The sequence below is a fragment of the Pedobacter sp. MC2016-24 genome, from assembly GCF_015223055.1.
Lineage (GTDB): Bacteria > Bacteroidota > Bacteroidia > Sphingobacteriales > Sphingobacteriaceae > Pedobacter.
This window is the reverse complement of record NZ_JADFBX010000009.1, coordinates 238920-260915: the sequence shown is the minus strand read 5'-3', so window position 1 is coordinate 260915 and position 21996 is coordinate 238920. Positions and strand designations below refer to the sequence as shown.

21 protein-coding genes are annotated in these 21996 nt (G+C 39.5%); 10 read left to right on the top strand and 11 right to left on the bottom strand.

Annotated features, from left to right (window positions below; genetic code table 11):
• Positions 1–358 precede the first annotated feature (358 nt).
• Complete coding sequence (locus IM797_RS28445; RefSeq protein ID WP_228098977.1) at positions 359–574, bottom strand: hypothetical protein; 216 nt, start codon at positions 572–574, stop codon at positions 359–361.
• Between the two features lie 886 nt (positions 575–1460).
• Between IM797_RS28445 and IM797_RS19975 the strand changes: the two genes are divergently transcribed.
• From IM797_RS19975 to IM797_RS19965, 3 genes are all read left to right on the top strand, one after another.
• Positions 1461–1841, top strand: coding sequence for a helix-turn-helix domain-containing protein (locus IM797_RS19975; RefSeq protein ID WP_194128935.1), 381 nt, complete (start codon positions 1461–1463; stop codon positions 1839–1841).
• 126 nt (positions 1842–1967) lie between these two features.
• A complete protein-coding gene (locus IM797_RS19970) occupies positions 1968–2435 on the top strand; it encodes a GNAT family N-acetyltransferase (protein WP_228098976.1) in 468 nt (155 codons plus the stop codon).
• A 391-nt stretch (positions 2436–2826) separates the two neighbouring features.
• Positions 2827–3105, top strand: a complete 279-nt coding sequence (locus tag IM797_RS19965) for a helix-turn-helix transcriptional regulator (protein WP_228098975.1) — start codon at positions 2827–2829, stop codon at positions 3103–3105.
• 246 nt (positions 3106–3351) lie between these two features.
• Here the strand turns inward: IM797_RS19965 and IM797_RS28775 are convergent, their stop codons facing one another.
• The 3 genes from IM797_RS28775 to IM797_RS19950 all read right to left on the bottom strand — a co-directional run bounded on the left by IM797_RS28775 (position 3352) and on the right by IM797_RS19950 (position 4301).
• Positions 3352–3507 (bottom strand): ATP-binding protein, encoded by a 156-nt coding sequence (locus IM797_RS28775; RefSeq protein WP_370583105.1) that lies wholly within the window; start codon positions 3505–3507, stop codon positions 3352–3354.
• 5 nt (positions 3508–3512) lie between these two features.
• Positions 3513–3944, bottom strand: a complete 432-nt coding sequence (locus IM797_RS19955; RefSeq protein ID WP_370583104.1) for a sensor histidine kinase — start codon at positions 3942–3944, stop codon at positions 3513–3515.
• Between the two features lie 216 nt (positions 3945–4160).
• Positions 4161–4301, bottom strand: a complete 141-nt coding sequence (locus IM797_RS19950) for a hypothetical protein (protein ID WP_194128933.1) — start codon at positions 4299–4301, stop codon at positions 4161–4163.
• 20 nt (positions 4302–4321) lie between these two features.
• Between IM797_RS19950 and IM797_RS28770 the strand changes: the two genes are divergently transcribed.
• Entirely contained in the window at positions 4322–4696 is a 375-nt protein-coding gene (locus tag IM797_RS28770; protein ID WP_370583103.1) for a helix-turn-helix domain-containing protein, read from the top strand.
• A 212-nt stretch (positions 4697–4908) separates the two neighbouring features.
• Here the strand turns inward: IM797_RS28770 and IM797_RS19940 are convergent, their stop codons facing one another.
• The gene (locus IM797_RS19940; RefSeq protein WP_194128931.1) at positions 4909–5268 is read right to left on the bottom strand and encodes a helix-turn-helix domain-containing protein; all 360 of its coding nucleotides are present in this window, start codon (positions 5266–5268) and stop codon (positions 4909–4911) included.
• A gap of 109 nt (positions 5269–5377) precedes the next feature.
• Between IM797_RS19940 and IM797_RS19935 the strand changes: the two genes are divergently transcribed.
• The 5 genes from IM797_RS19935 to IM797_RS19915 all read left to right on the top strand — a co-directional run bounded on the left by IM797_RS19935 (position 5378) and on the right by IM797_RS19915 (position 10358).
• Positions 5378–6532, top strand: a complete 1155-nt coding sequence (locus tag IM797_RS19935) for an MFS transporter (RefSeq protein ID WP_194128930.1) — start codon at positions 5378–5380, stop codon at positions 6530–6532.
• A gap of 1313 nt (positions 6533–7845) precedes the next feature.
• Positions 7846–8298, top strand: coding sequence for a DUF1569 domain-containing protein (locus IM797_RS19930; RefSeq protein WP_194128929.1), 453 nt, complete (start codon positions 7846–7848; stop codon positions 8296–8298).
• 112 nt (positions 8299–8410) lie between these two features.
• Positions 8411–8998 carry a YdeI/OmpD-associated family protein gene (locus tag IM797_RS28765; RefSeq protein ID WP_194128928.1) on the top strand — a complete coding sequence of 196 codons (588 nt, stop codon included), beginning with the start codon at positions 8411–8413 and terminating at the stop codon, positions 8996–8998.
• Positions 8999–9044: 46 nt separating this feature from the next.
• A complete protein-coding gene (locus IM797_RS19920) occupies positions 9045–9989 on the top strand; it encodes a YafY family protein (RefSeq protein ID WP_194128927.1) in 945 nt (314 codons plus the stop codon).
• A gap of 183 nt (positions 9990–10172) precedes the next feature.
• The gene (locus IM797_RS19915) at positions 10173–10358 is read left to right on the top strand and encodes a RidA family protein (protein WP_194128926.1); all 186 of its coding nucleotides are present in this window, start codon (positions 10173–10175) and stop codon (positions 10356–10358) included.
• 325 nt (positions 10359–10683) lie between these two features.
• Here the strand turns inward: IM797_RS19915 and IM797_RS19910 are convergent, their stop codons facing one another.
• From IM797_RS19910 to IM797_RS19885, 6 genes are all read right to left on the bottom strand, one after another.
• A complete protein-coding gene (locus IM797_RS19910; protein WP_194128925.1) occupies positions 10684–12615 on the bottom strand; it encodes a PA14 domain-containing protein in 1932 nt (643 codons plus the stop codon).
• 51 nt (positions 12616–12666) lie between these two features.
• On the bottom strand, positions 12667–13473 hold the full coding sequence (locus IM797_RS19905) for a glycerophosphodiester phosphodiesterase family protein (protein WP_194128924.1): 807 nt from the start codon (positions 13471–13473) through the stop codon (positions 12667–12669).
• The gene (locus IM797_RS19900) at positions 13473–14993 is read right to left on the bottom strand and encodes a RagB/SusD family nutrient uptake outer membrane protein (protein ID WP_194128923.1); all 1521 of its coding nucleotides are present in this window, start codon (positions 14991–14993) and stop codon (positions 13473–13475) included. The genes IM797_RS19905 and IM797_RS19900 overlap by 1 nt, the downstream gene beginning before the upstream one ends.
• Before the next feature lie 20 nt (positions 14994–15013).
• Entirely contained in the window at positions 15014–18442 is a 3429-nt protein-coding gene (locus IM797_RS19895; RefSeq protein WP_194128922.1) for a TonB-dependent receptor, read from the bottom strand.
• A gap of 114 nt (positions 18443–18556) precedes the next feature.
• Positions 18557–19528, bottom strand: coding sequence for a FecR family protein (locus tag IM797_RS19890; protein ID WP_194128921.1), 972 nt, complete (start codon positions 19526–19528; stop codon positions 18557–18559).
• Positions 19529–19587: 59 nt separating this feature from the next.
• Entirely contained in the window at positions 19588–20169 is a 582-nt protein-coding gene (locus IM797_RS19885; protein WP_194128920.1) for an RNA polymerase sigma factor, read from the bottom strand.
• Positions 20170–21090: 921 nt separating this feature from the next.
• Between IM797_RS19885 and IM797_RS19880 the strand changes: the two genes are divergently transcribed.
• Positions 21091–21954 carry an SDR family oxidoreductase gene (locus IM797_RS19880; protein ID WP_194128919.1) on the top strand — a complete coding sequence of 288 codons (864 nt, stop codon included), beginning with the start codon at positions 21091–21093 and terminating at the stop codon, positions 21952–21954.
• Positions 21955–21996 lie beyond the last annotated feature (42 nt).

Sequence of the window (21996 nt, the reverse complement as noted above, 5' to 3'; positions counted from 1 at the left end):
CAGTTGCTTTGCCGTCTGCTTCTACCAAAGTAGTGTCATTGTCTTTTGAACATGATGTAAATAATAATGTGGATAAACCTATAATAGATAATAATTTTTTCATTTTCAGTATTTATTTTTTAGTGATGAAGTATCGTCAATAATCACAACGATCCCTTCAATTTGAATTTAGCGCGCACACAATGTTATAATAATTTGCTTCATGCAAATTTTAATTATTGTTAATGATTACAACAAGGTTAGACTTGTTGCCATAATTAAGAATTTTTGGTACAATGACGTGAATATAGAATTATAGTCAAGCAAGACAATTCCAATCTTGGAATATGAATTACGTGATTATATCTAAAGCCTGTGTTTAAGAAAAAAACTTGGCAGGTGGTGGATGAAGTATCTCTGAGCTAATTTTAGGAAGTTGAAAGAAAATGAAGGATGGCTTTTGCTTTGTTGAAGTGGATTCATAGAACGAAACCACCAATGGACTATTCAGAATAAATGCATCCTGTCCGCCTTTTTTCTGGCTAGCCTCTTCCTGCTTTTTTTCTTTTTCTTCCGCGTCTTTAAGCTTTTTCATCAGGTAACATTTACCATTACAATGCATTTGCGGCTTGTCTCTGTTTTCACAAAGTGCAGCAGCAATGTATTTTTGATTAGCTTTAAATTCAGCATAAACAAAAAACCGTGATAAGTTAGTGCTTATCAATGCTAAAAGTAGTGTTATAGCAATTATACGGTTTATCATTTTGCTGCAAAGGTAGTGGAAAACAAGTTAAAGGCAAGGCGAAAGATAATAATAATCGTGATTTGCTTGAACTATCCTTGAAATACAGTATCGATTGGTGATCCGATAAGAAAGGAAAGAATTGCAACTAAGCTAATAAAAAACATGGCCAGGATTTTAGGTGTTAATGAAGAGTGCATTACAAATTAGGAAGAAAACTGCTGTATTCCTAAATACAATTTTTGCATATAATAATACCGTCATGGGTAATTTATGTTTAGAGCCCGGGGCAATAAGCAGTTTGCAAACATTTCGACCTAATCAGATATTAATATTTACCGATGTGGTCTGAGATTCACCATACTAGTACTCATTAGTCAACTTAAACTGAAATCAAAGTAACAGATCGAATATTTTTAACGAAATATTAAGACAATGCTGGAACTAGGGCGTTCCCGTTAATCGGAATATTTATTGTGGAAGATTGGTTTCCTAATCTTAACCAGGGTTTTGGGATTATTATCTCACGTAACCTGGGGTTGATGTCATTTGTTTAGCATGCTTGTTTTATTTTTTGATAGTGATTTTTTATTATTTGGAATCACCTAAAGAATTTGTAAACATATCTCCGGTTAACCATACATAAAGAGAATCGTTCGCAAACAATGCAACGTAGGGTACCCGCTTCAACATTCCTGCGTCGCCTTGTTTGCGTTTTGAACGCCAAACCGGAAAACCAATGCCTATTTCCTATCCTGAAAGTCCCGTATCGATAGGTGATCATATAAGAAAGAAAAGAATGGAATTAAATCTACTTCAGAAGGACCTGGCAAAGATTTGTGGAGTTAGTGAAGATTGTATTGCAAATTGGGAAAAAAACAGGAATACGCCTCAAATTCAATATTATCCCCGTATTAGTAATTTTTTGAGATACTTACCATTCAATGTTGATTTGACAAATCTTTCAGGGAAGTTAAAAGCACTTAGATATATTAATGGGCTTAGCCAAAAACAACTAGGAAAAATCCTCGGCGTTGATGGAGCTACAGTTTGTAGCTGGGAACTGGAGGAAAACAAACTACATAAGACGATTCTGGTAAAGCTAGACTTGATGTTGTAATCATTATCGTTATTCCACCGTTTTAAGTAAAAAGGGAATATTGAAGAATTTTCTAATTTTGCTCGTAGCACATATAAAATTTGTCCTTTACTACATAACATCTCTTAACTTTTTTAGAAGTAGATAATGAATAGCCAATTAGAAATGAGAATACTATCAGTCAGACATAACCCAGAATATAAAGAGATCGCAATAAAATATTTACAAGAAAGTTGGCAGGATATTTCGCCTATTATTTATGAAAATTGTATATCAAATTGTTTAAGCGCAAAACAGTTTTTACCTCAATGGTACTTATTAGAAAAAGGTGGAGAAATAATTGGCTGCGCGGGATTAATAACAAACGACTTTATTAGCAGAATGGATTTATATCCTTGGATTTGCGCGATATTTATTGAAGAAAAACATAGAGGGAATGCTTATGGAGCATTATTGATTGATAAAGCGAAATCAGACACTAAAGCTGCTGGATTTAAGCACCTCAATTTATGCACAGATCACATCGGTTATTACGAGAAATACGGATTTAAGTATATTGGACAAGGATATCACCCATGGGAGGAAGAATCCAGAATTTATCAGTTAGAAGTATAATAATTGCCAATGACTTCAATGTTTTTTAGTATCATACAAATAATATAAGCTGTAATGAGTAGTATTTATTTCTTGATGTATCTATCATTATTCGTTTCTCAATAATTAAACTTTATAAAATACCAGTGAGATGTAAAAAGCAAACCTATCCACATTAACTCTGGAATATTTTTTTCAGGTGATTATCATAGACTCATTTCATTATTCAAATCGAAATTTTAGTTTTCGATGATGAGTTTTTGATAATATGCATTACAGAACAACCACTGTTAATTGTTGTCTCAGAATAACCACAATTAAAGAACCCTTCGTGAACAAGGCAACGTAAGGTAGCCACTTCGACATTCCTGCGTTGCCTTGTTTGCGCTTTAAAAGCCAAACCGCAAAACCAATGCCTAATTCTTATCCTAAAAACCCAGTATCAATAGTTGATCATATAAGAAAGAAAAGAATGGACCTAAAATTACTTCAAAAAGACGTGGCAAAGATTTGTGGAGTTACCGAAGACTGCATTACAAATTGGGAAAAAAACAGGAATACTCCTCAAATACAATTTTTTCCGCGTATTATAGATTTTTTGGGTTACATGCCATTTGAGGTGGATTTGACCACTCTTTCAGGGAAACTTAAAGCACATAGCTACATTAATGGGCTAAGCCAAAACAACTAGGACAAATTATAGGAGTTGACGGAGCCACAGTCTGTAGCTGGGAATTAGAAGAAAACAAACCAAACAAGGCAATATTGGAAAAGCTAGATTCGATGTATTAATCCTTGTTATTATTTCACTGTATAGTCAACCTAAAATTAGGTGCTAATTTCGAGTTTATTCGAGATGATTTTTTTCAGGGATCAAAGTGGGTATTATTGGAATTTTGAACTAAAATATTGAATCTTCTCCGATTTCGCTTTCAACCTAGATCTCCCCATCGTGACGCTCTATGATTTCTGCGCTCAAGTATAGTCCAATCCCAAAGCCTGAAATAGTATTATTACTATATGGCAGGTAAAAGCGCTCAAACAGTTTTTCCTTGTCTTCCTGTTTAACACCTATACCCTGATCTCTTACGATGATGGTTACTGATTTGTCAAAGATCTCACAGCGGACTTCGATAGCCCTATGGTTTGGGCGTCTTTAATGGCATTGCTGAGGAAGTTGGAAATCACATTGGCGATTTTATCTCGGTCAGCATAAACGTTGACTGGCGCTGATACTAGGAAGTTTATCTGGTGGCTGGATTCAAGTTGCCTGGTCTGCTCAATGGTTGCAGCAATAACCTCATGTATGTCAAAATTAGTATTGTGTAGGATGATCTTACCGGATTCCAGTCGGGAGCGATTCAGGAAGCCATTGATCATGGTAGTCATTTTCTGCACCTGTTTCGCCGCAGTATCCAGTGCGTTTGAAGTAAAGTTATCTTGGGTTTGCTGTGATTTTCGTTGCAACATTTGTATGTAGCCGTTAAGAGAAGTGAGCGGGGTTTTGAGTTCATGGCTGACCATCCCGATGAAGTCATTTTTCCGCGCTTCGTCTTACTTTTGTTCTGTGATGTCCATAACAAATCCGGAAAATACGCTAAAATTACCCTGCTGGTCCTGGCTTAATTTTCCGAGCGAGCGCAACCAGATCACTTCCCGGTCATTGAACCCGAGCTGAGTTTAGGTGACGTCATAATCTCGGCCCATTGTGGTGGCTTTTTCAATTTCAGCTAGAATCGTTGGTAGCTAATCTTCAGTCACCTGTGCAATGACCTGGTCGTAGGTCACGGCTGCTTCGCCCTCGTACCCGAAGATTTTAGCAAGTGTCGCGTTATAGGTAAATTCTTTAGTTTCTGGATGGATGTGCCAGGAACCCAGCTTAACCAATTCCTATTTCCTATCCTTAAATCCCTGTATCTATAGGTGATCCTATAAGAAAGAAAAGAATGCAACTTAGGTTACTTCAAAAAGAAGTGGCAAGGATTTGCGGAGTTACTGAAGATTGCATTACAAATTGGGAAAGAAATAGAAGTGTTCCCCAAGTTCAATTTTTTCCTCAGATTATAAAATTTTTGGAATACTTACCGTTTGACGTTAATTTTGCAACGCTTGGAGGAAAAATAAAAGCATATCGACTCATGAATGGATTCAGCCAGAAGAAATTAGGTGAAATTGTTGGGATTGATGGGGGTACTATTTGTAGCTGGGAATTGGGCGAAAATCAGCCTCATAAGAAAATGCTGAAAAAACTGGATGTAATGCTGCAGGGGATTGAGGATTAGCTTCTGATTTATAAATGTCTTCTCTTGTTTGTTTACGGTTGAAAAAATCTGCAATCTTCACAAGTTGGTTGTCATGCATCAAATCCTTCAGCGTCGGCAAGTGGTTATTTCTAATTTATTACAATGAATACCCTTCTATTGTTTGTAATCACATGCGGCATATGTGCGTTAGCGAAGGCTAATAAGATTTGGTAGGTCTCAAATAAAGATCATTATGCTTTTTTTGGCGGAAACTCAATTCCTGAATCTTGAATTAGATCATAACCGTAATTCATAATTGTTTCAATGACAGGGATAGCCTTCATTCCTTTTTTCGTTAGGCTATATTCCACTTTCGGCGGTACTACCGGGAATATTTCCCTATTTATTAGTCCTTTGCTTTCTAACTCCCTCAGCTGGCTTGTCAGCATTTTGTCGGTTATGTGAGGTATATCCTTTTTGAGTTCATTGAAGCGCTGAGCTTTTTCTTGTAAACGCCATAGAATCGGCATCTTCCAAGTTCCACCAAGATGACTAAGAGCAAATTCTATTGGTGTATAATATAGTCGTTTGTCGTGAAAAAATTCAGGCATCGTTAGGGTTTTCGAATTACACTATCCAAAAGGTGAGTATCGAACATAATGGTAAGTATAACTCTGGATAATAGTTCGTTTAGCAAATTTGCAAAAAAAAAAACAACAAATGAAATCTAAAAAAAATCTTTATGTGCTTGCTTTTGGCGTGTTCGGTATTACTACAACTGAATTTGGGGTTATCGGGGTATTACCAGATCTAGCCAATACTTTTCATGTATCAATTGAAAAGGCGGGTTGGCTGCTAAGCGCATTTGCGCTTGTAGTTGCAGTTTTCGGGCCGTTGATGGTATTAGTTTCATCATCCATTAACAAGAAAAAGCTATTATTATTTTCATTGTTGCTCTTTTTTATATGCAACGTTCTCTCTGGTTTTGCCAACAATTTTTATCAATTATTGGTTGTAAGAATGCTTCCTGCATTTTTCCATCCTGTATACTGGTCTATTGCATTATCAATTGCGGAAAAGAATTCAGAATCGGAAGACAAATCAAAGGCTGTTGGTGTAATATTCTCAGGACTTACTATAGCAACTGTCTTAGGCGTGCCTATAGCCACATTTATATCCGGCTTAATTAATTGGCAATGGTCGTTTTTTATTACTGGCTTTATTAATGTGATCGCTCTTATTGGTTTGCAAGTATTTCTTCCAAACACAAATGAAGATATCCCATCAGTACGCTATTCAAAAAAGAAAGTCTTGAACAATAGACTTTTGTGGGTCAACATACTTCTGGCTTTTTTTATCATAACGGCGATGTATGCAACCTATGGATATATGGCTGAATTTTTAAAATCAGTAGCCTTGATTGATAATGATAAAACAAGTCTAATGTTTTTTCTTTTTGGACTTATTGGCGTTATTGGTAATAATTTGGCAGGTAGCCTGATGGGAAAATATCCATATGGAACAACACTGTCGTTTATCATTCTATTAGGAAGTATTCACGTATTACTAAATATTTTTGGCGGTGTGTTTATTCCAGTAATATTACTTATTTCATTTTGGGGATTGGTTCACTCTGGTGGATTTCTAATCAGCAATATCAATATTACTTCTTCGACATCAGATTCTCCCGAATTTATAAATAGCATCTTCACGTCCTGTGGAAATTTTGCCGTTACAGCAGGAGCTCTTCTGGGCGGACAAGTTATTTCATCATACGGTATCCAAAATGTAGTTTGGGCAAGCGTGGGGTGCCTTATGATTTCTTTTGCCATCCTGATAATAAAAAAATACTATTTAAATAATGCACAGACCTAATCAAATAATACTGTTTAGTATTTTGAAACTATACAGTAAATCATTAAGCAGAAATGGTGCAACTAATAGGTGTTGAATGCTGCGCTATTTTTTTTGCCAAATCCTTGATTAAACGCGAATCAGATAGAAAATGGCTCGAGAATTGCCGTGAACAACCACTGTTACTTGTTGTCTCTGAATAACAACTCATATAGGGAAACCTTTCGTGAGCGAGGCAATGTAAGTTAGCCAATTCGCCATACATGCATTGTTTTGTTTGCGGTACGATAAGAGTACATCTAAGCCGCGCCTATTCAGCTTTCCAAATAAGCCCTTCACGTTGGGCGAATATTTACGGCGCAGAAGGATGGATTTAAACATGTCACAGGCGGTGGTCGCGAGGTCACTAGTCGTAGTCGAAGATTGCATAAGGTATTGGGAGAACCACCCGAGTGAGCCCAAAGTCTCATACGATCCACGGATACCTACGTTTCTAGTATACTCTCCATGGCAGTTTGATATTAGCACATTTCAAGGCAAGTTGAAGGAATATCGATATCGGCACGGGCTGAGTTATAAAAAATTCGGAGTGATCTTCGGAATGGACGCTGCGCATATAAAGAAAGTTGAAGAAGGAAGCACTGTGCCGTTCCGCAAGACTATTGCAAAACTGGAACAGTTGTTAACAAACCCACCCCCATTGATAGGATGATCTTTGTCACATTTAATACCATAAAATGGTTATGGCAAATCAAAAGGATTATCGAAATTATGTTTGGTCATTACGTGGTATTTCGTATTGCCGATACTAAGTTTTCAGGATTTTGATTTGACTACTCGTTAAGGAAGGTTTAAAGCGTATAGACACATCAATGGGCTAACCCAAAAATAATTATGAAAGATTCTAGGGGTTGATGGCACTACAGTTTGTAGCTGGGAGTTGAAACAGAACGAGCCACATAAGGAAGTATTGGCAAACCTATATGCCATCTTGGACAAAAAATATAGGATTGGTAGACGTCTTTGCTGAGGCAAATTTCCATATAATCAAGATTACATAAAAGCGAAGTTATGCGTGTAACCCATTATCATTATCCCACCGTTTTTTGATGTTAAATGAGATGAGTATTTGATAACCGCAATTACACTATTACATAAAAATTTATTTCAGATCCACTATTTAATACTTAACATAAATAGGCTAAATTTATTTACATAATTTCGAACTTATTAATAGCTAAAACTATCTGGTGCATGTTTTTTAAAAATATTTCTATTTCCATTGACAAACCGTTGTCACAGGATGAATCTATCTTTGAAAAAAAGAAAAGAATATGAATAATTTGTTTGACAGCACAGATACAGCAAAAATTATTGAAAGACTTAATAAATTAACTCCTGAAAGCCAAAGGCTATGGGGGAAGATGGAAGTTGGCCAGATGGTTGCTCATTGTAATGCATCTCTTGAGACGGCTATGGGTTTAACCGCTCCGAAAATGTTGCCGTTCTATTTGCGGGCTATAGGCTTTTTCCTTAAAAAAGGTATAGTTAGCAACGATCCTATGCCTAAGAATATGGGTACCGATAAAAGCTATATGATAAAAGATGAGCGCAACTTGGAAGTAGAGGTAGCCAAAGTTTCAAAACATATAATCGCTTTTTCAGAGGGTGGGCCTGCTAAATGTACAAAACGACCTCAAATATTCTTCGGATCATTGACACCGATTGAATGGGCCACTATGCAGTGGAAACATTTTGACCATCATTTGAGACAATTTGGAGTTTAAATATTATAGTATTAATCTATAATTCAATACTATACCAAGTTTTTATTTTAAAAGTGATCACGGATAACCACCAACTAAACTTGGTGATAAGTCCTTAAGATTTTAATACCTTGTGAAAAAACTAGTGGAGGAAGATTTAATTGCCCCTGGAAACAGACAGGAATGGAGTAAATGGTTAGATGACAACCATACCAAAGTAAACTCTGTCTGGATAGTGTATTATACGCTACAGTCAGCAATGCCCACGATAACAATAAATGAGGCTGTAGATGAAGCAATCTGTTATGGTTGGATAAATGGGACTGCAAGATCCATCGATGAAAATAAATTCAAGCAATATTTTTGTAAGCGGAAATCCCTGAGCACATGGTCGAAGATTAACAAAGAAAAAGTAGAGCGGTTAACCGTCTCAGGGCAAATGACTCCGGCTGGAATCAGGTGCATCAAGCTTGCAAAGTCTAATGGAAGTTGGTCTATCTTAGATGATGTTGATGCACTTAATATTCCCTCAGATTTAAAATTTGCTTTTGAAAATGAACATGTTGGCTGGCAATTCTTTTCAAAGTTAAGCAAATCGGTAACTAAGGCTATACTACAATGGCTTGTATTTGCCAAGAGGGAAGAAACCAGGAAAAAACGTATTGAAGAAGTCATTCGATTTTCCAAAGATGGAGTTGTCCCCAAGCAATTTCGATCTTGACTATGCGTAATTTGTTCAAATTCAGTTATTTTTGCTTCCATCTGATATGGAAATCACAAAACGGTTCGACCGAATATTAAGGATTTTTTTTATTCTTCAATCAAGGGTTATAATAACTATTGAAGAGTTGGAGACACTTTTCTCAATTAGCCGAAGAACGATCTATCGTGACCTTAAAGCACTTGAAGGGGCAGGAGTTCCTATAGCATATGAAGCGGCCCGTGGGTATTCCATTATAGATGGTTACCGAATCCAGCCTTCGCGGTTCACGCAGGAAGAAGTATTAAGTCTGATGATTGCTGAGAAAATCATGCAACAACATGAAACACAATTCATAAAGCAGCATTTTGAAGCTGCATTGATGAAAGTTAAGGCTTCTTTTCAGCTCCATCAAAAAGATGATCTTCTTAACTGGCAGGATAAATTAGAAGTATCGGGAGGGCTGAACGCTGATGAGTACCTGCCTGATGTAATTAATTTACTCCTCCAAAGTATAGTTAAAAAGAAAATCTCAAATCTATCTTATGTTAAGAGTGTTGATCTAAGCGCTGTCACGAGACAGATTGAGCCATTAGGTTTATTTTATGAAAGCAGTTTCTGGTATCTTCTTGCTTTCTGTCATTTACGGCAAGACTACCGTAATTTTAGGCTCGACCGTGTAAAAAAAGTTTTCATAACCGAGCAAGATTTCACTATAAAACATTTACCCGTTGATAAACTTAGAAACGATAATATGCCTTCGTCCATAACGAAGATCACGGTAAGCGCAGACCGAAAATTCGCACATTATCTTTTTTGGGAAAGGCAAAACTATGGCTATAAAAATGAAGTCATAACCGAATTAGGCTCGACTATGTATTTTGAGTACAGAGGCCACCCTACCGCTTTCGCACGCTGGTTTATGAAGTTTGCAGATGTTGCACAAATTATCGAACCTGTCTTTTTAAAAGATGAACTTAGAGGTTACCTGCTTGCAGGGCTAAGAGATTGACAGAACCATTTAAAAATTTTATCTCAAATTAACCCTATCAGGTATGCTATTGACCCGAGATAGTAGCTGCCTTTACTTCAACTAAGCCTAAGAAAATATTTTTAAAAAAAATTTACCTACGACATACTGCTATCGTTAAAGCTCCTTTTTTTGCTTTAAATAAATAAATCTAATTTTAAAAAAATGGAAAAACAAACATTTGATCAGTGGGAATGGGGCGAGTACAGCAACTCAGTACAAGCAGCAGAAATTAAAAATCCGGAAGGTACGTTATACTGCTCAGGCCAAGTAGCGATCAACGCTGAGGGCGAGCCAAGCAAGGGCGATATGAGAACTCAATTATTGCAGATTATTAAGAATCTTATTTAATCTATTTCATATTTAAATGCTAGAAAATTAGTTTATCACTACTGGCTTTAGTGTCTAACCCCAATTCAATTTACATACTTTGTTTATTTTCTTCATAGGTTTAGAAATCACAAGCGATTTCATTAATACTCCACGCATAAACAAACCTTAAATGTTTAATGATCTTTACGGTTTTCAATTTTATTCTTTATTAAACTTAAACATTTAACAATTTTTCGCCCCATTCTTCATGACAAATCACGGACAATTAAGTTCAGCAAACTTTACACAGAGCATCTTATAATTATTTCCAAATACGGTTTTATAATAACCCTAAAGGTGAGGATCAATTAAAGTATTTGTTGAAAGGTATGTCTATTTTATCTATCTTGCCTGCGGGGCTGTATTCCAGCCTGATCATTTCCCCATCAAAATCCTCAAAGTATTCAAATCGGATCTTATGCATACCTTTTCTTAAGGCAGCAAATCCATCCTTTGTCCGCGCACTGTGTGAACCATCATTATTCACGATCAGCTGATCATCAATGTAAAGATTGCAGCCATCGTCAGAGGTCAGATAAAACTGATAAAGATCATCCTGATCAATTTTAACATAACCTTCAATCAGCATGGCAAACTGGTTCAGTCTCTTTCCTTTAACCAGATCCAGATCAAAACTTTTCAATACACCCTTTTTAATTGGTTTCATTTGCGAAAAATCCGGTACCTTCTTATACGCTCCTTCATAATAACTATAGCTTAAGCCCGCTGAAAACTGCCCACTACCAGTTTCGATTGCGGGTGTCAAATTGAGTTTGTTAAAATTTACAGCTTGCGTCCCACTGCTTGCTGTGCCATCCAGGCTAAATACCTTAACTTTTACATTTGTCGTTTTGTGAATCACAAAGGGGGCCTTGTATTCCATAGATTTCCCATCTGGCTCTTTCCCGTCTAAAGTATATCTCAATACGGTATTGACAAAAGGGTTAACCATGCTGACTGTTTTCGGAGCGACAAACACCTTAATTGCGGTATCTACTACCTTAGGCAGGGATCTTTGAACGGGCAATTGTAAGATCCCCTCCAGCGCAGGCAGTCCCTTCTCTGTGGTTTTATACGCCATATTCCATTGTATCTCAATAGAGTCTACGGAGCGGGCTAAAGTCCGGTTGAAGGAGGCTAGCTGCAGCGCTTTTTGACCGATACCGTTAGCGGGAATACTCATATCGAAAAGGTTTTCTGAAAGACTGAGCACTGAATGCTGAAATACCCGCGCTCGATATCCTAAAGTAAGATTGCTATGATTTGCGAGGTTAAAATGAATTTGACCTGGCTTGTCCTGATGACCCGCTTCCGGCAACAGTACAAAGGGCATGACAGCGGCTTCTTTTGAAATTGCAGCCGCAAGTGTTCTTGTTCTTTGATTAGCGAAATCAGGAGACAACATCCCATCGAGTTCCAGGTTCATTAACGAAGGACCTCTCTCTGTCATCGTTACCCAACTCACGTGATCAGTTTCACCAAAAGCCGCTCCTCTGAGCGAACTGCTTCCGCCCGTAGTTCCCAGTATGTAGTAATCCTGTTCATTATGGCTTGCATACAGATATCGGTGGGTGTGACCCGCTATTACCGTGTACGGCCGTCCTTTGAGGCTTTTTTCTATACCTGAAAAGCCGTTGGTTTCCCTGTTGTTCCAAACCGGGTGGTGCATGAGTAGAAATGTCCATCTGACACCCGCATTGTTCCTGATGACTTGGTCAACATAATCTAACTGTTGTTTACTAAACGGCACCCCATCCCCTTCACTTGAATTCATTGTGATGAACAGGACATTTTTATAAATGAAGTGATAATAATCCCGGCCGAACTGTTTCATCCACATGCCGTGCTGAACATCATTGGAAACATCATGATTACCAGGAACGTGGAAAAACGGTACGGTGAGTGGTTTAACCGCCGCGTTGAATTCGTTCCACTGCTGGGTAAGGACAGCAGTATCCCGGGTGTACCCTTCAATAAAATCACCTATACTTAAAACGAACTCCGGTTTCATACCATTGAGTTTCTGAATGGCTTGCTCAAACACGCCATTACGGTGTCCGTTTGTTCTGTCCGACACAATTGCGAACTGAAAATGATCCGGGTTATTATAAAATTTAGTATTGGTCCAGGGGGTTGGTCCGGAAAGGATGTCGCTTTTAAAACCGCCGGTTGTTTGTGCTGGCAGGACATGAGCGTATAAAACCCCCGAAAACAGGAGTATAAATAATAATCGCATAGAATAGGATATAATATACCGGCAGTAGAGATTCTACTGCCGGTAAAAAGTTTAATGATTAAATAAATATTCGAAAACAGAATCAATCTGAAAATGACTGAGCCCCGCGGCGAGAAGCTGATTTGCCTTTTGACTGGCAACATGGTCTGCATCCGGAGACTTAATCGCCCAGGCATTCAACACGCCTACCGCTAGGATTTTGTGCTTTTTCGCCCATAGGACATCATTCCTGGAAATATCTCCTGAAAAAAGGTAAAAGTCAGAGGAGCGATAACCGGGTTTGCGCATATTTGTTTCCAACTGACTCCTGGTGCAGCTCAGCTTGATCTTGCCTGTGAAAAAAGCTGCCGATTCTTCTGTGCCGATCATTAGGGCATTTTTATAAAGATCATAACGCTTTAGCAAGTTTATCACCTTTGCAAAAAGAACGTTGTCGTTTCCACGGATCTTATTGTCGATCATTATGCCAATTCTACCCTTACTCAGACGCAACAAGTCCTCAAATAACATAACCTGGTAACCCTTCGCACTTTTAAGCCGCCGGATCTGCTCCCATGTCATATCTGTCACCGCGGAATCCAGGCCGAAGGACCGCTTAAATGTTTGGTCGTGATACGTGATCAAAACGCCATCTTTAGTTACACGCAAATCACTTTCCACCATCCAGTATCCCCTGTCTATGGCCCTTTCCAAAGCTTCCTTGCTATTTTCAGCAGAAGTACTGTCCACGATACCACCCCGATGGGCGATCAAATGGTTGCCGGATATTATCCTTTGCTGACTAAAAGCTGTAAGTGCGATCAAGTGAATGAAAAAAACCACTAAGCCACTTTGCCTAACAAAACCTGCCTTTCCCATTACCATCCTTCATTTTGAGGTAAAGTGCCGTTACTAACCCTGATTTCTTCCAGCGGTATTGGCCACACATGATGTTTTGCAGGATTGAATGTCCTTGCTGTATAGATCTCACGCCCATCCGCATGGTGTAGTGGTTTCGCATAAGTCTGCTGCGCATCACCCCAGCGTACCAGGTCCCAGTGACGGTCGGTCCATTCTCCGGCAAACTCACAGCGGCGTTCTTTTTTAAGGTCTGCAAGTGTTGCTCCGGACAAAGGGAGCAGTCCTGCTCTGCGTCTTATGGCATTGATCTCCGCGTCACCGCTCTGACCCTGCATCAAGGCGGCCTCTGCACGCATCAGCAACACGTCCGCATACCTCAATAAGGGGACATTCATTGCCGTAGTCGGACGGTTACCATTTGAGTTGACATAAACCCCTGTAGGATTGGCATAGGTATAGGGCTCCATATATTTATTGAACTGATAGCCGCTACGGTTACTAGAGCTCACGGTAAAACTACCCACATTATAGCTCCTTTCCAGGCCAAAGAACATGAATTTATCCCCGGTTTTCAGTATTGTTACCGGCAAACGTTTGTCTATACTTTCATAGGCATCATAAAGTTCTTTAGTAGGATAAAAAGAACCCCAGCCGTTGTAGACGCCCCAGCCTTTGTCTTCCAGCAGGATGCCTGGAAAGATACATCCCACGCTGTTTGGAAACTGTGCACTGTTGGTGACCGACCAGATGTACTCTGAAGACCAGTTGCCCGAAATTTTGAACACATCGGTAAAATTCTCCAGTAATTTATGCTGTTTACTGGAAATGACCATATCCGCATATTTCTGGCTTTTCGCCCAATCCCTGGCATACAAATAGGTACGCGCCAGGTAAGCCCAGGCTGCCGTTTTATGTGCGCGGCCATAATCAGCCTTTCCCAATTCTGAAAAGTAAGGCAGCAGCTCAGCAGCTTTAACCAGATCAGCAACAATGTAGGCATAGTTTTCTGCTACGGATTTCGGTCGCGGGACATAAATGTTTTCTGGTCTCTCACGATCTGGAATTGGGATTCCCGCACGCTGATCACCATATTTATAGGCCAGTTCAAGGTGCATGATCGCGTGGTTGAAATAAGCTTCACCCAGTATCCTGTCTTTTAACTTAGCTTCCATGGATATTGCAGGCACATTGCGTATGGCATCATTAGCCCGTTTCATCGCCTGATAATGCAATGACCACACTGTCCTGGTTTCGGATTCATTACCGTCCAGCTGAAAATACTTGAAACGGTCAGCATTTCCTGTAGCCTTACAGGCAATGTCATCACTTGTACTCATGTAGTAGAAGGAACCTCCCCCATACATGTTGTTGTTGCTGTACAACTGGTAAATGCTGTTGATGCCAGCCACAGCATCCTCGGAAGTTTTCCAAAAATTACCCGAAGAGGGTGCTCCCTGTGGAACCAGGTCAAGCTGCTTCTGACAACCGGCAAAAAGAACCAATGCCAGTAGAAAAATATAATTTTGTAAAAGTCTCATACTTATTTTTTGAATATTCATTAAAAATTGAAATCAATACCGAACAGATATGCTTTGGCTACCGGATACATTCCCAGATCAAGTCCTTGATTGGACAATCCAACTTCAGGGTCCATACCGGAATAATTGGTAATGGTAAATAGGTTCTGTCCAGTCAGGTAGATTCTTGGCTGAAATCCTTTCAGCATCTTTTTAGGAAGTGTATACCCGATCGTTAAACTTTTTAACCTAAGGTAAGAAGCATCCTCGATGTAGAAATCCGAAATCCTGCCGAAATTATTGTTGGCATCAGTATAAGACAACCGCGGGACACTGGTATTTGTATTTTGAGGTGTCCAGGCATTTTTAACCTCACTTAGCAAGTTATATCCTGGAAAAGAAGCATTCAAACCTGTATATTTTACCGCATTAAAAGAATCATTTCCACTTACACCCTGAAAAAACAGGTTCAGATCAAATCCTTTATAGGCAAGATTACCGTTCAGACTATAGGTAAATTTCGGAAAAGGGTTACCCAGGATCACCTGATCTCTCGTATCCAGTATTCCGTCGCCATTGGTATCCACAAACCTGATGTCTCCGCCTTTGGCATTTGGCTGATAACGTGTTCCTGATGAATTAGCGTAAGCTGCAGCATCTGCATCGGACTGAAATAACCCAGCTGTTTTATAGCCAAAAAATGAACCGAAAGCATCACCAACCCTGGCGATGTTAGGCATAGGAAGACTCCTGACGGTGGTACCCGTCAGAAAGGAAGTCGTACCATCATAAAGTTCTTTTAGCTCATTCTTAAGAAAAGCGACATTACCCGTCACACTGTAAGAGAATTCCCTTAGGCTCTTCCTGTAGGTTAAACTGGCTTCGATACCACTATTGCGCATAATCCCAGCATTAACAGTCTGTCCACCAGAAGTACCTGCTACACCCGGCAGAATCTTGTTCAGTTGCATTTGTTTATTTTCTTTCACAAACACATCTACACTTCCGATCAGTGATTCGTTCAGGAATGCAAAGTCAAGACCCAGGTTTTGCTGCTGGGAGATCTCCCATTTCAGATTGGGGTTGGACAACTGCGTTTCCGCAAATCCAGGGACTATGGTTGTACTTTCACCCAACAATCCCTGGGTCTTGGTTAATGGAATACTGAATGCATAATTTCCCAATACACCCAGGTTTCCGATCCTACCCCAGCTGGCACGCAGCTTCAGATTAGATACAAAATCCACATCAGACAGGAAGCTTTCTTTCTTCAGTACCCATCCGGCAGAAACTGAGGGATACCATTCCCAGCGGTTACTGTTGGTCAACTTTGAGGTACCATCTCTTCTGAGAACTGCTTCCAGCAAGTATTTTTGTTTATACGAATAGTTCAAACGTCCTAGATAAGACTCAAGGGCCGTTTCATAACCAGAACCGCTGTATTTTCCTAAAGCAATGGCTTGTGTAGAATTGCTCAGGTAACGCAGATCTTCCAGTTCATTGTCAAAACCAGTCGCAGTTACGCTAAATGCTTCATTCTTCCAGTTTTCAAATGTATGGCCAGCCAAAACAACTAAGCTGTGATCAGTACCCAGGCTGGGACTATATTGTAAAGTCTGCTCGTTTAGCAACGAAGTAAAGGTGCTGCTACTTTGGGTAAGTTCATTGAAGTTAAAAATTTTGCCGGGCTCAAGTACTTTAGGGCTGAATTGTTTGAAATCATTTTTGATCCTGGTATAGCTCCAGTTACTTCTGAATTTCAAACCCTTAATGATATCCCATTCTAAATACGGATTCAACAACATTTCATTGACAGGGTTATCGATGTCAAGACGCTTCAGGTAAGCAACTGGATTGATCACATCACCAAAAGAACCCGAATACTTTTCAGGAACACCACCGAATTTTCCCGAACCGTCCTCACGGTAAATTGTGGCGTTGGAAGGATAGATCAATGCCGTAAGAATGGTTCCCTCCTGTGCACTGGAAGTATTTCCTGCCTGCCCGTTACGAATAGAATAGGAAAGGTTCTCCCCCAAGGTAAAATTGTCAAATAACTTAAAGGAGGAATTTATCCGCGTAGAAAGCCTGTCACCGTAAGAGTTCAACAATACACCTTCATTTCTGCGGTATCCTCCGGAAACAAATATGGAGGCTTTATCCGAACCGGCACTTACCGAACCTGTAAGGTCATATATTTTTCCAGTCTGAAATATTTCATCCATCCAGATTGTTTTTGTGTTTCGCGCATCCGGGAATATAGCCGGGTCAAATGCTGCGTCGGGACTCAAATTACCGTCAGCCCTTACCTTATTGACGACATCTGCAAACTCCGCTGCATTCAGGGCTTCCAGTCTTTTACCGGTTGTCTGATAGCCCTGCTGATAGTTCAGGCTGACACGGGGTTCGGATGATTTACTCCCCTTTTTTGTACTGATCAATACGACCCCTCCAGAAGCCCTGGCACCATAAATTGCCGCTGAGGCATCCTTCAAAACACTGATACTTTCTATATCCTTTGGATTGATAGAATTTATTGATCCATTGTAGACCACCCCGTCAACTACCAGCAAAGGATTTTCATCGTTGATCGATCCAATCCCCCGTATTTTGAATGAAGGCGTAGAAGTTGGACTCCCACCGTTATTGACCACGGTCACCCCAGCCACGGTACCTTGCAGTACTTCCGCTGTATTGGAATAATTCCGGCTGCCGATTTCTTTTACCGGAACCGAAGATATTGCGCCAATTATCTGCTCACGCCGCTTGGCGCCGTATCCTACCACGACCAATTCATTCAGTGTCTGCGCATCTGCGCGCATGATGATCTTCAAATCAGCCGACTTGTCGACAACTACCTCCTGGGCAGAAAATCCGATATAACTGAATACCAACACTGAACCCATTTCTGCTTCCAGGGAAAAACGCCCCTGTGAATCAGAGACCGTCCCTGTTGTGCTTTGCTTAACCTTGACGTTTACTCCGGGCAACGGACCACCTGTCTCATCGGTGATCGTCCCTGAGATGCGGCTCAGCTTGATACCAGCAGCAGTCCTATCCTGAACCGCCTTACCTTTAAGGACCGGCTCATCAATGTTAATGATGATGTGCCTGGAATCAAGCTCAGTAACGCTGCCCTCATAGCCAAGCATTATTTTCCTGAAAACTTTCTCCAGCACTTCATTTTTTACCCTGATGGAAGTTCGGCGGCTGACATCAAATTTTTTAGAATTATAAGCCACGAATAAACCTGTTTTCTTTTCGATCGCTGAGATGATATTCACAATGCTTTGATCCTGCAGGTCCAAAGTGATGCGGGTGGTTTTTAACACCTGACTGTAAACCGCTGTGTCTGCAAATGAAAGCCCGGGTTTACCGATTAGCGTAATCAGGCATACCAGGAGAAGCAGGTATTTTATTTTTATATTTTTTTGATTTTGTAAAAAGACTTTACAAGTATTATTTTGCATTTTTGAAATGAGTTTTAATGATTAGAGATCTTAAAATGAATGCCTGCGCTGCTTCAGCCCGGCACATTAACGGGGAATGTTTCAGCATTTCCCGTTTTTAGGTTCTGCGTAATTTTATTTACATAATGCGGTATTAATGGTGATCTGATTTTGTGAATTGGTGATATATTTTATCCCTGCCACTGTACTCAACAGCCGGAGCGTTTTACCCAGCGTTTCCTTGCTGATCCGAAGCGTATACCTGCAGTCCGGCCTGGCTTCACCCCTGACTTCAATTTTGACATTGAATTTGCGCTCCAGTCGTTTTGCAATATCAGGTATGGATTCATTATCAAAATAGAGTATGCCTCCGCGCCAGGCGCTGATGTGTGCTGTATTCACCTCAACTACCTCTGAAGTTTTATCTGATTTATTGTAAATCAACTGTCTGCCTGGTGTAAGGGCTGATGATAAACGCTTTCGCTCACTGTCAACCCTGACCTTGCCCTCAGCAACAGTTACGGCAAGCAGGCGATCATTTGGATAGGCCTGGACGTTAAACGCGGTACCCAGGACACGAGTGGACAAAACACCAGTGCTGACGATAAATGGCCTGCTCGCATCTTTACTGACCTCGAAATAAGCTTCACCCGAAAGTTCGACTGACCTATTTGTTTTACGGAAATCAGGTCCTACTTTAAGTGTTGATCCTGCATTCAGCGTGACAATGGAACCATCCGGCAAACTGATCACTTTCAGCTGGCCGTTTAAGGCATGAAATTCGAGTTGCGGTTCAGCATCAAAATTTCCGGCAAAATAAATGAGCAATGAAATACTGCAGACTAAAGCAATTACTGCCGCGATACGGAAAGATAAGGATAATCGAAGAAGTGGATTAGGCCGGGGTAGATTAGAACCAACATTGGCCAGAAGCCACTTCCTTACCCTTTTAAGCGATGCTTTTTCCTGCCCCGCTTCGGGTAAAGGAGAAAGATCAAAAGAATTATACCATTCTTCGAGGACCTGCTTTTCTTCAGCGCTGCATTTTCCAGCCAGATACTTTCGAAACAGCGCGCTGTTTTTTTCGTTTTGAGATGATGTTTCCATTCATCTATAGTATTGGATAAAACGGACACTAGTACCGTTAAACAATTATTACCAATGTGTTAATTTAAAAACAATACAAAAGGCAACAGATGAATCATATATTTAGAATCGAGTTTTAACCGTAATTGCTTGAGCGCCATCGTCATGTTATTCTTTACGGTTTGCTCAGATAGGCTGAGCGTTGCGGCTATATCCCGCACGGAAGCTTCCTGGTTCCGGCTTAGCATAAAAATCTTCCGCATTGTCTCAGGCATTTTCTGAATCTCCAAATAAATCAATCCTTCCAACTCTCTAGCCATAATGAAATCTTCTGCAGGATATTCAATGGGTTCAGGAATAGCTGATAAAATCCGACTGTGAGCGATAGCTTTGGAAGTTTTTGCGTAATACTCAAATACGGAGTTTTTCGCAGCCCCCATAAGATAAGGAAAAATATTTTGCTCAATTACAATGGTTTTCCTATTTTTCCAAACAGAAATGAAAATATTTTGTAGTATTTCCTCGGCATCAGCATCAGATTGAATACGCCTGAAGACCTGTCGATACACTTGGACTTTGTAACGATCAAACAAAACTGTAAATGCACGCTCATCATCGAACCTGACCAGCCTAAATAATTCTTCGTCTGATAAATTCTTCATAAAATCCCAACTGTCGGTAAAGTTAAGATACCAATATGAATTCTATGTTATGTCTAATTTTATTTCTTTCACACCGCTGGCATTTTGATTCCAACTCCTAATACCATATTTTTCCTCCCTTAGAAAGCATAATTCCACAATATGATGATACCAATTATATATAAACCCAAACATGATATTTACATGGCTGGTTTTACAAGACAACCTATACTCTCTTTCACCGTTTGCAGCTTTCCCTGAATTCAAATATTGTCGTTTAACACATGTTGCATTTTTTTAAGCCTTAGTATATTTAGAATTTCGTTTTCGATGATTAAAATATTTGTCATGATAGTTTTTTATTGATTGTTGATCGTAAATAACCGTTTTTCAACCTTCAAGGATGTTTCTCGATTGGTGACTATAAGGCTCTTCGGATTAAGAAATCGATATCTTTGGTAATGTTCCTAATCCCTAGGTTTTTGCTTTCCTTATTGGTGTTTCTAAGAATCAATTATAGGATACAATAGCTTCTTAAAGTCGTCATATTATTCATGACAGGCACAAAGAACTCTAATTCCATCACTCACTTGGAATGTAGTCTATGTGTAAATGAAGATATCATCCTTTCTATTTTAGAAACTAGTTCTCTAATAAAACAATAAACATATAACCATTTGATACTATACAAATGTATACCAGTATCCATTTGTATAGTGATATATTATATATAGCAAATACATGTAACTTAGCTCCGAAATTAATTCAGGGAAAACTTAATATTGGATGACTCGCTGCAGGAATTAGCTTAAATCTACAACTTCAGCTGGTGGATATATAGTCTTTAGGTGACATTTAATTGTTCTTTTCCGGAGGTATCAGAAATGATTGATACAGGTATGAAATTAGTGCGTGAGTTTTAAATAATTAAATAACAAGAACATGATTTTAGTAACAGGAGCATCGGGGCATTTAGGGAAGGCAACTATAGATAGTTTGCTTAAAAAAGTGCCCGCAAAACAAGTGGTAGCATTGGTTCGTGACAAGAATAAAGCAGACAATCTGAAAGCCAAAGGAGTGCAAGTACGTGTGGGAGATTATACCGATCCATCTTCGATAATAAGTGCATTGGAAGGTATTGAGGATTTGTTATTGGTTTCTTCGAGTTCGCTTGACCGTTTGCAGGACCATAAAAATGTCATTGATGCTGCAAAAGAGAAAGGCTTAAAACACATTTATTATACTAGTGGAGCCGTAAGTAATTATGGTACTACGCCTTTAATGCCTCTGGCGGCTTCACACGGAGATACAGAAGCTTATATAAAAAGTAGTGGATTGACCTACACCATCTTCCAGAATTCAATGTATGCTGAAACCATCCCAATGTACGTTGGTGAAAAAGCTGTAGATACAGGAATATATTTTCCTGCTGAGGATGGAAAAGCGGCATTTGCATTGAGAACAGATATGGCAGAAGCAATTGCGAATGCAATTACCTCTGACGGACATGAAAACAAAACCTATGTGATTACCGGTTCGAAAGCTTATTCTTTTGCCGATGTTGCTGAAGTTTTATCAGAACTGGCGGGTAAACAGGTTACTTACATCAGTCCTGAGCCAGCGGATTATGAGGCTACATTGAAGAAATACAATGTTCCTGAAGATGGTATCTTTATCTTATCCTTATTTGCAGAAACATTCAGGCACCATGATCTGGAGCAAATCGATCCTGCAATGGAGAATTTATTGGGCCGTAAACCAACCGATCTGAGAACCTATCTAAAATCAGCTTATTTCAGTAATTAATCACCAAAATAAGCCGTTTTAGCTATTGATCAGCTTACCTTC

Coding starts and splice junctions, on each gene's coding strand:
- IM797_RS28445 (WP_228098977.1), bottom strand. CDS start 574: ATGAAAAAGCTTAAAGACGCGGAAGAAAAAGAAAAAAAGCAGGAAGAG.
- IM797_RS19975 (WP_194128935.1), top strand. CDS start 1,461: ATGCCTATTTCCTATCCTGAAAGTCCCGTATCGATAGGTGATCATATA.
- IM797_RS19970 (WP_228098976.1), top strand. CDS start 1,968: ATGAATAGCCAATTAGAAATGAGAATACTATCAGTCAGACATAACCCA.
- IM797_RS19965 (WP_228098975.1), top strand. CDS start 2,827: ATGCCTAATTCTTATCCTAAAAACCCAGTATCAATAGTTGATCATATA.
- IM797_RS19940 (WP_194128931.1), bottom strand. CDS start 5,268: ATGCCTGAATTTTTTCACGACAAACGACTATATTATACACCAATAGAA.
- IM797_RS19935 (WP_194128930.1), top strand. CDS start 5,378: ATGAAATCTAAAAAAAATCTTTATGTGCTTGCTTTTGGCGTGTTCGGT.
- IM797_RS19930 (WP_194128929.1), top strand. CDS start 7,846: ATGAATAATTTGTTTGACAGCACAGATACAGCAAAAATTATTGAAAGA.
- IM797_RS19920 (WP_194128927.1), top strand. CDS start 9,045: ATGGAAATCACAAAACGGTTCGACCGAATATTAAGGATTTTTTTTATT.
- IM797_RS19915 (WP_194128926.1), top strand. CDS start 10,173: ATGGAAAAACAAACATTTGATCAGTGGGAATGGGGCGAGTACAGCAAC.
- IM797_RS19910 (WP_194128925.1), bottom strand. CDS start 12,615: ATGCGATTATTATTTATACTCCTGTTTTCGGGGGTTTTATACGCTCAT.
- IM797_RS19905 (WP_194128924.1), bottom strand. CDS start 13,473: ATGGGAAAGGCAGGTTTTGTTAGGCAAAGTGGCTTAGTGGTTTTTTTC.
- IM797_RS19900 (WP_194128923.1), bottom strand. CDS start 14,993: ATGAGACTTTTACAAAATTATATTTTTCTACTGGCATTGGTTCTTTTT.
- IM797_RS19895 (WP_194128922.1), bottom strand. CDS start 18,442: ATGCAAAATAATACTTGTAAAGTCTTTTTACAAAATCAAAAAAATATA.
- IM797_RS19890 (WP_194128921.1), bottom strand. CDS start 19,528: ATGGAAACATCATCTCAAAACGAAAAAAACAGCGCGCTGTTTCGAAAG.
- IM797_RS19885 (WP_194128920.1), bottom strand. CDS start 20,169: ATGAAGAATTTATCAGACGAAGAATTATTTAGGCTGGTCAGGTTCGAT.
- IM797_RS19880 (WP_194128919.1), top strand. CDS start 21,091: ATGATTTTAGTAACAGGAGCATCGGGGCATTTAGGGAAGGCAACTATA.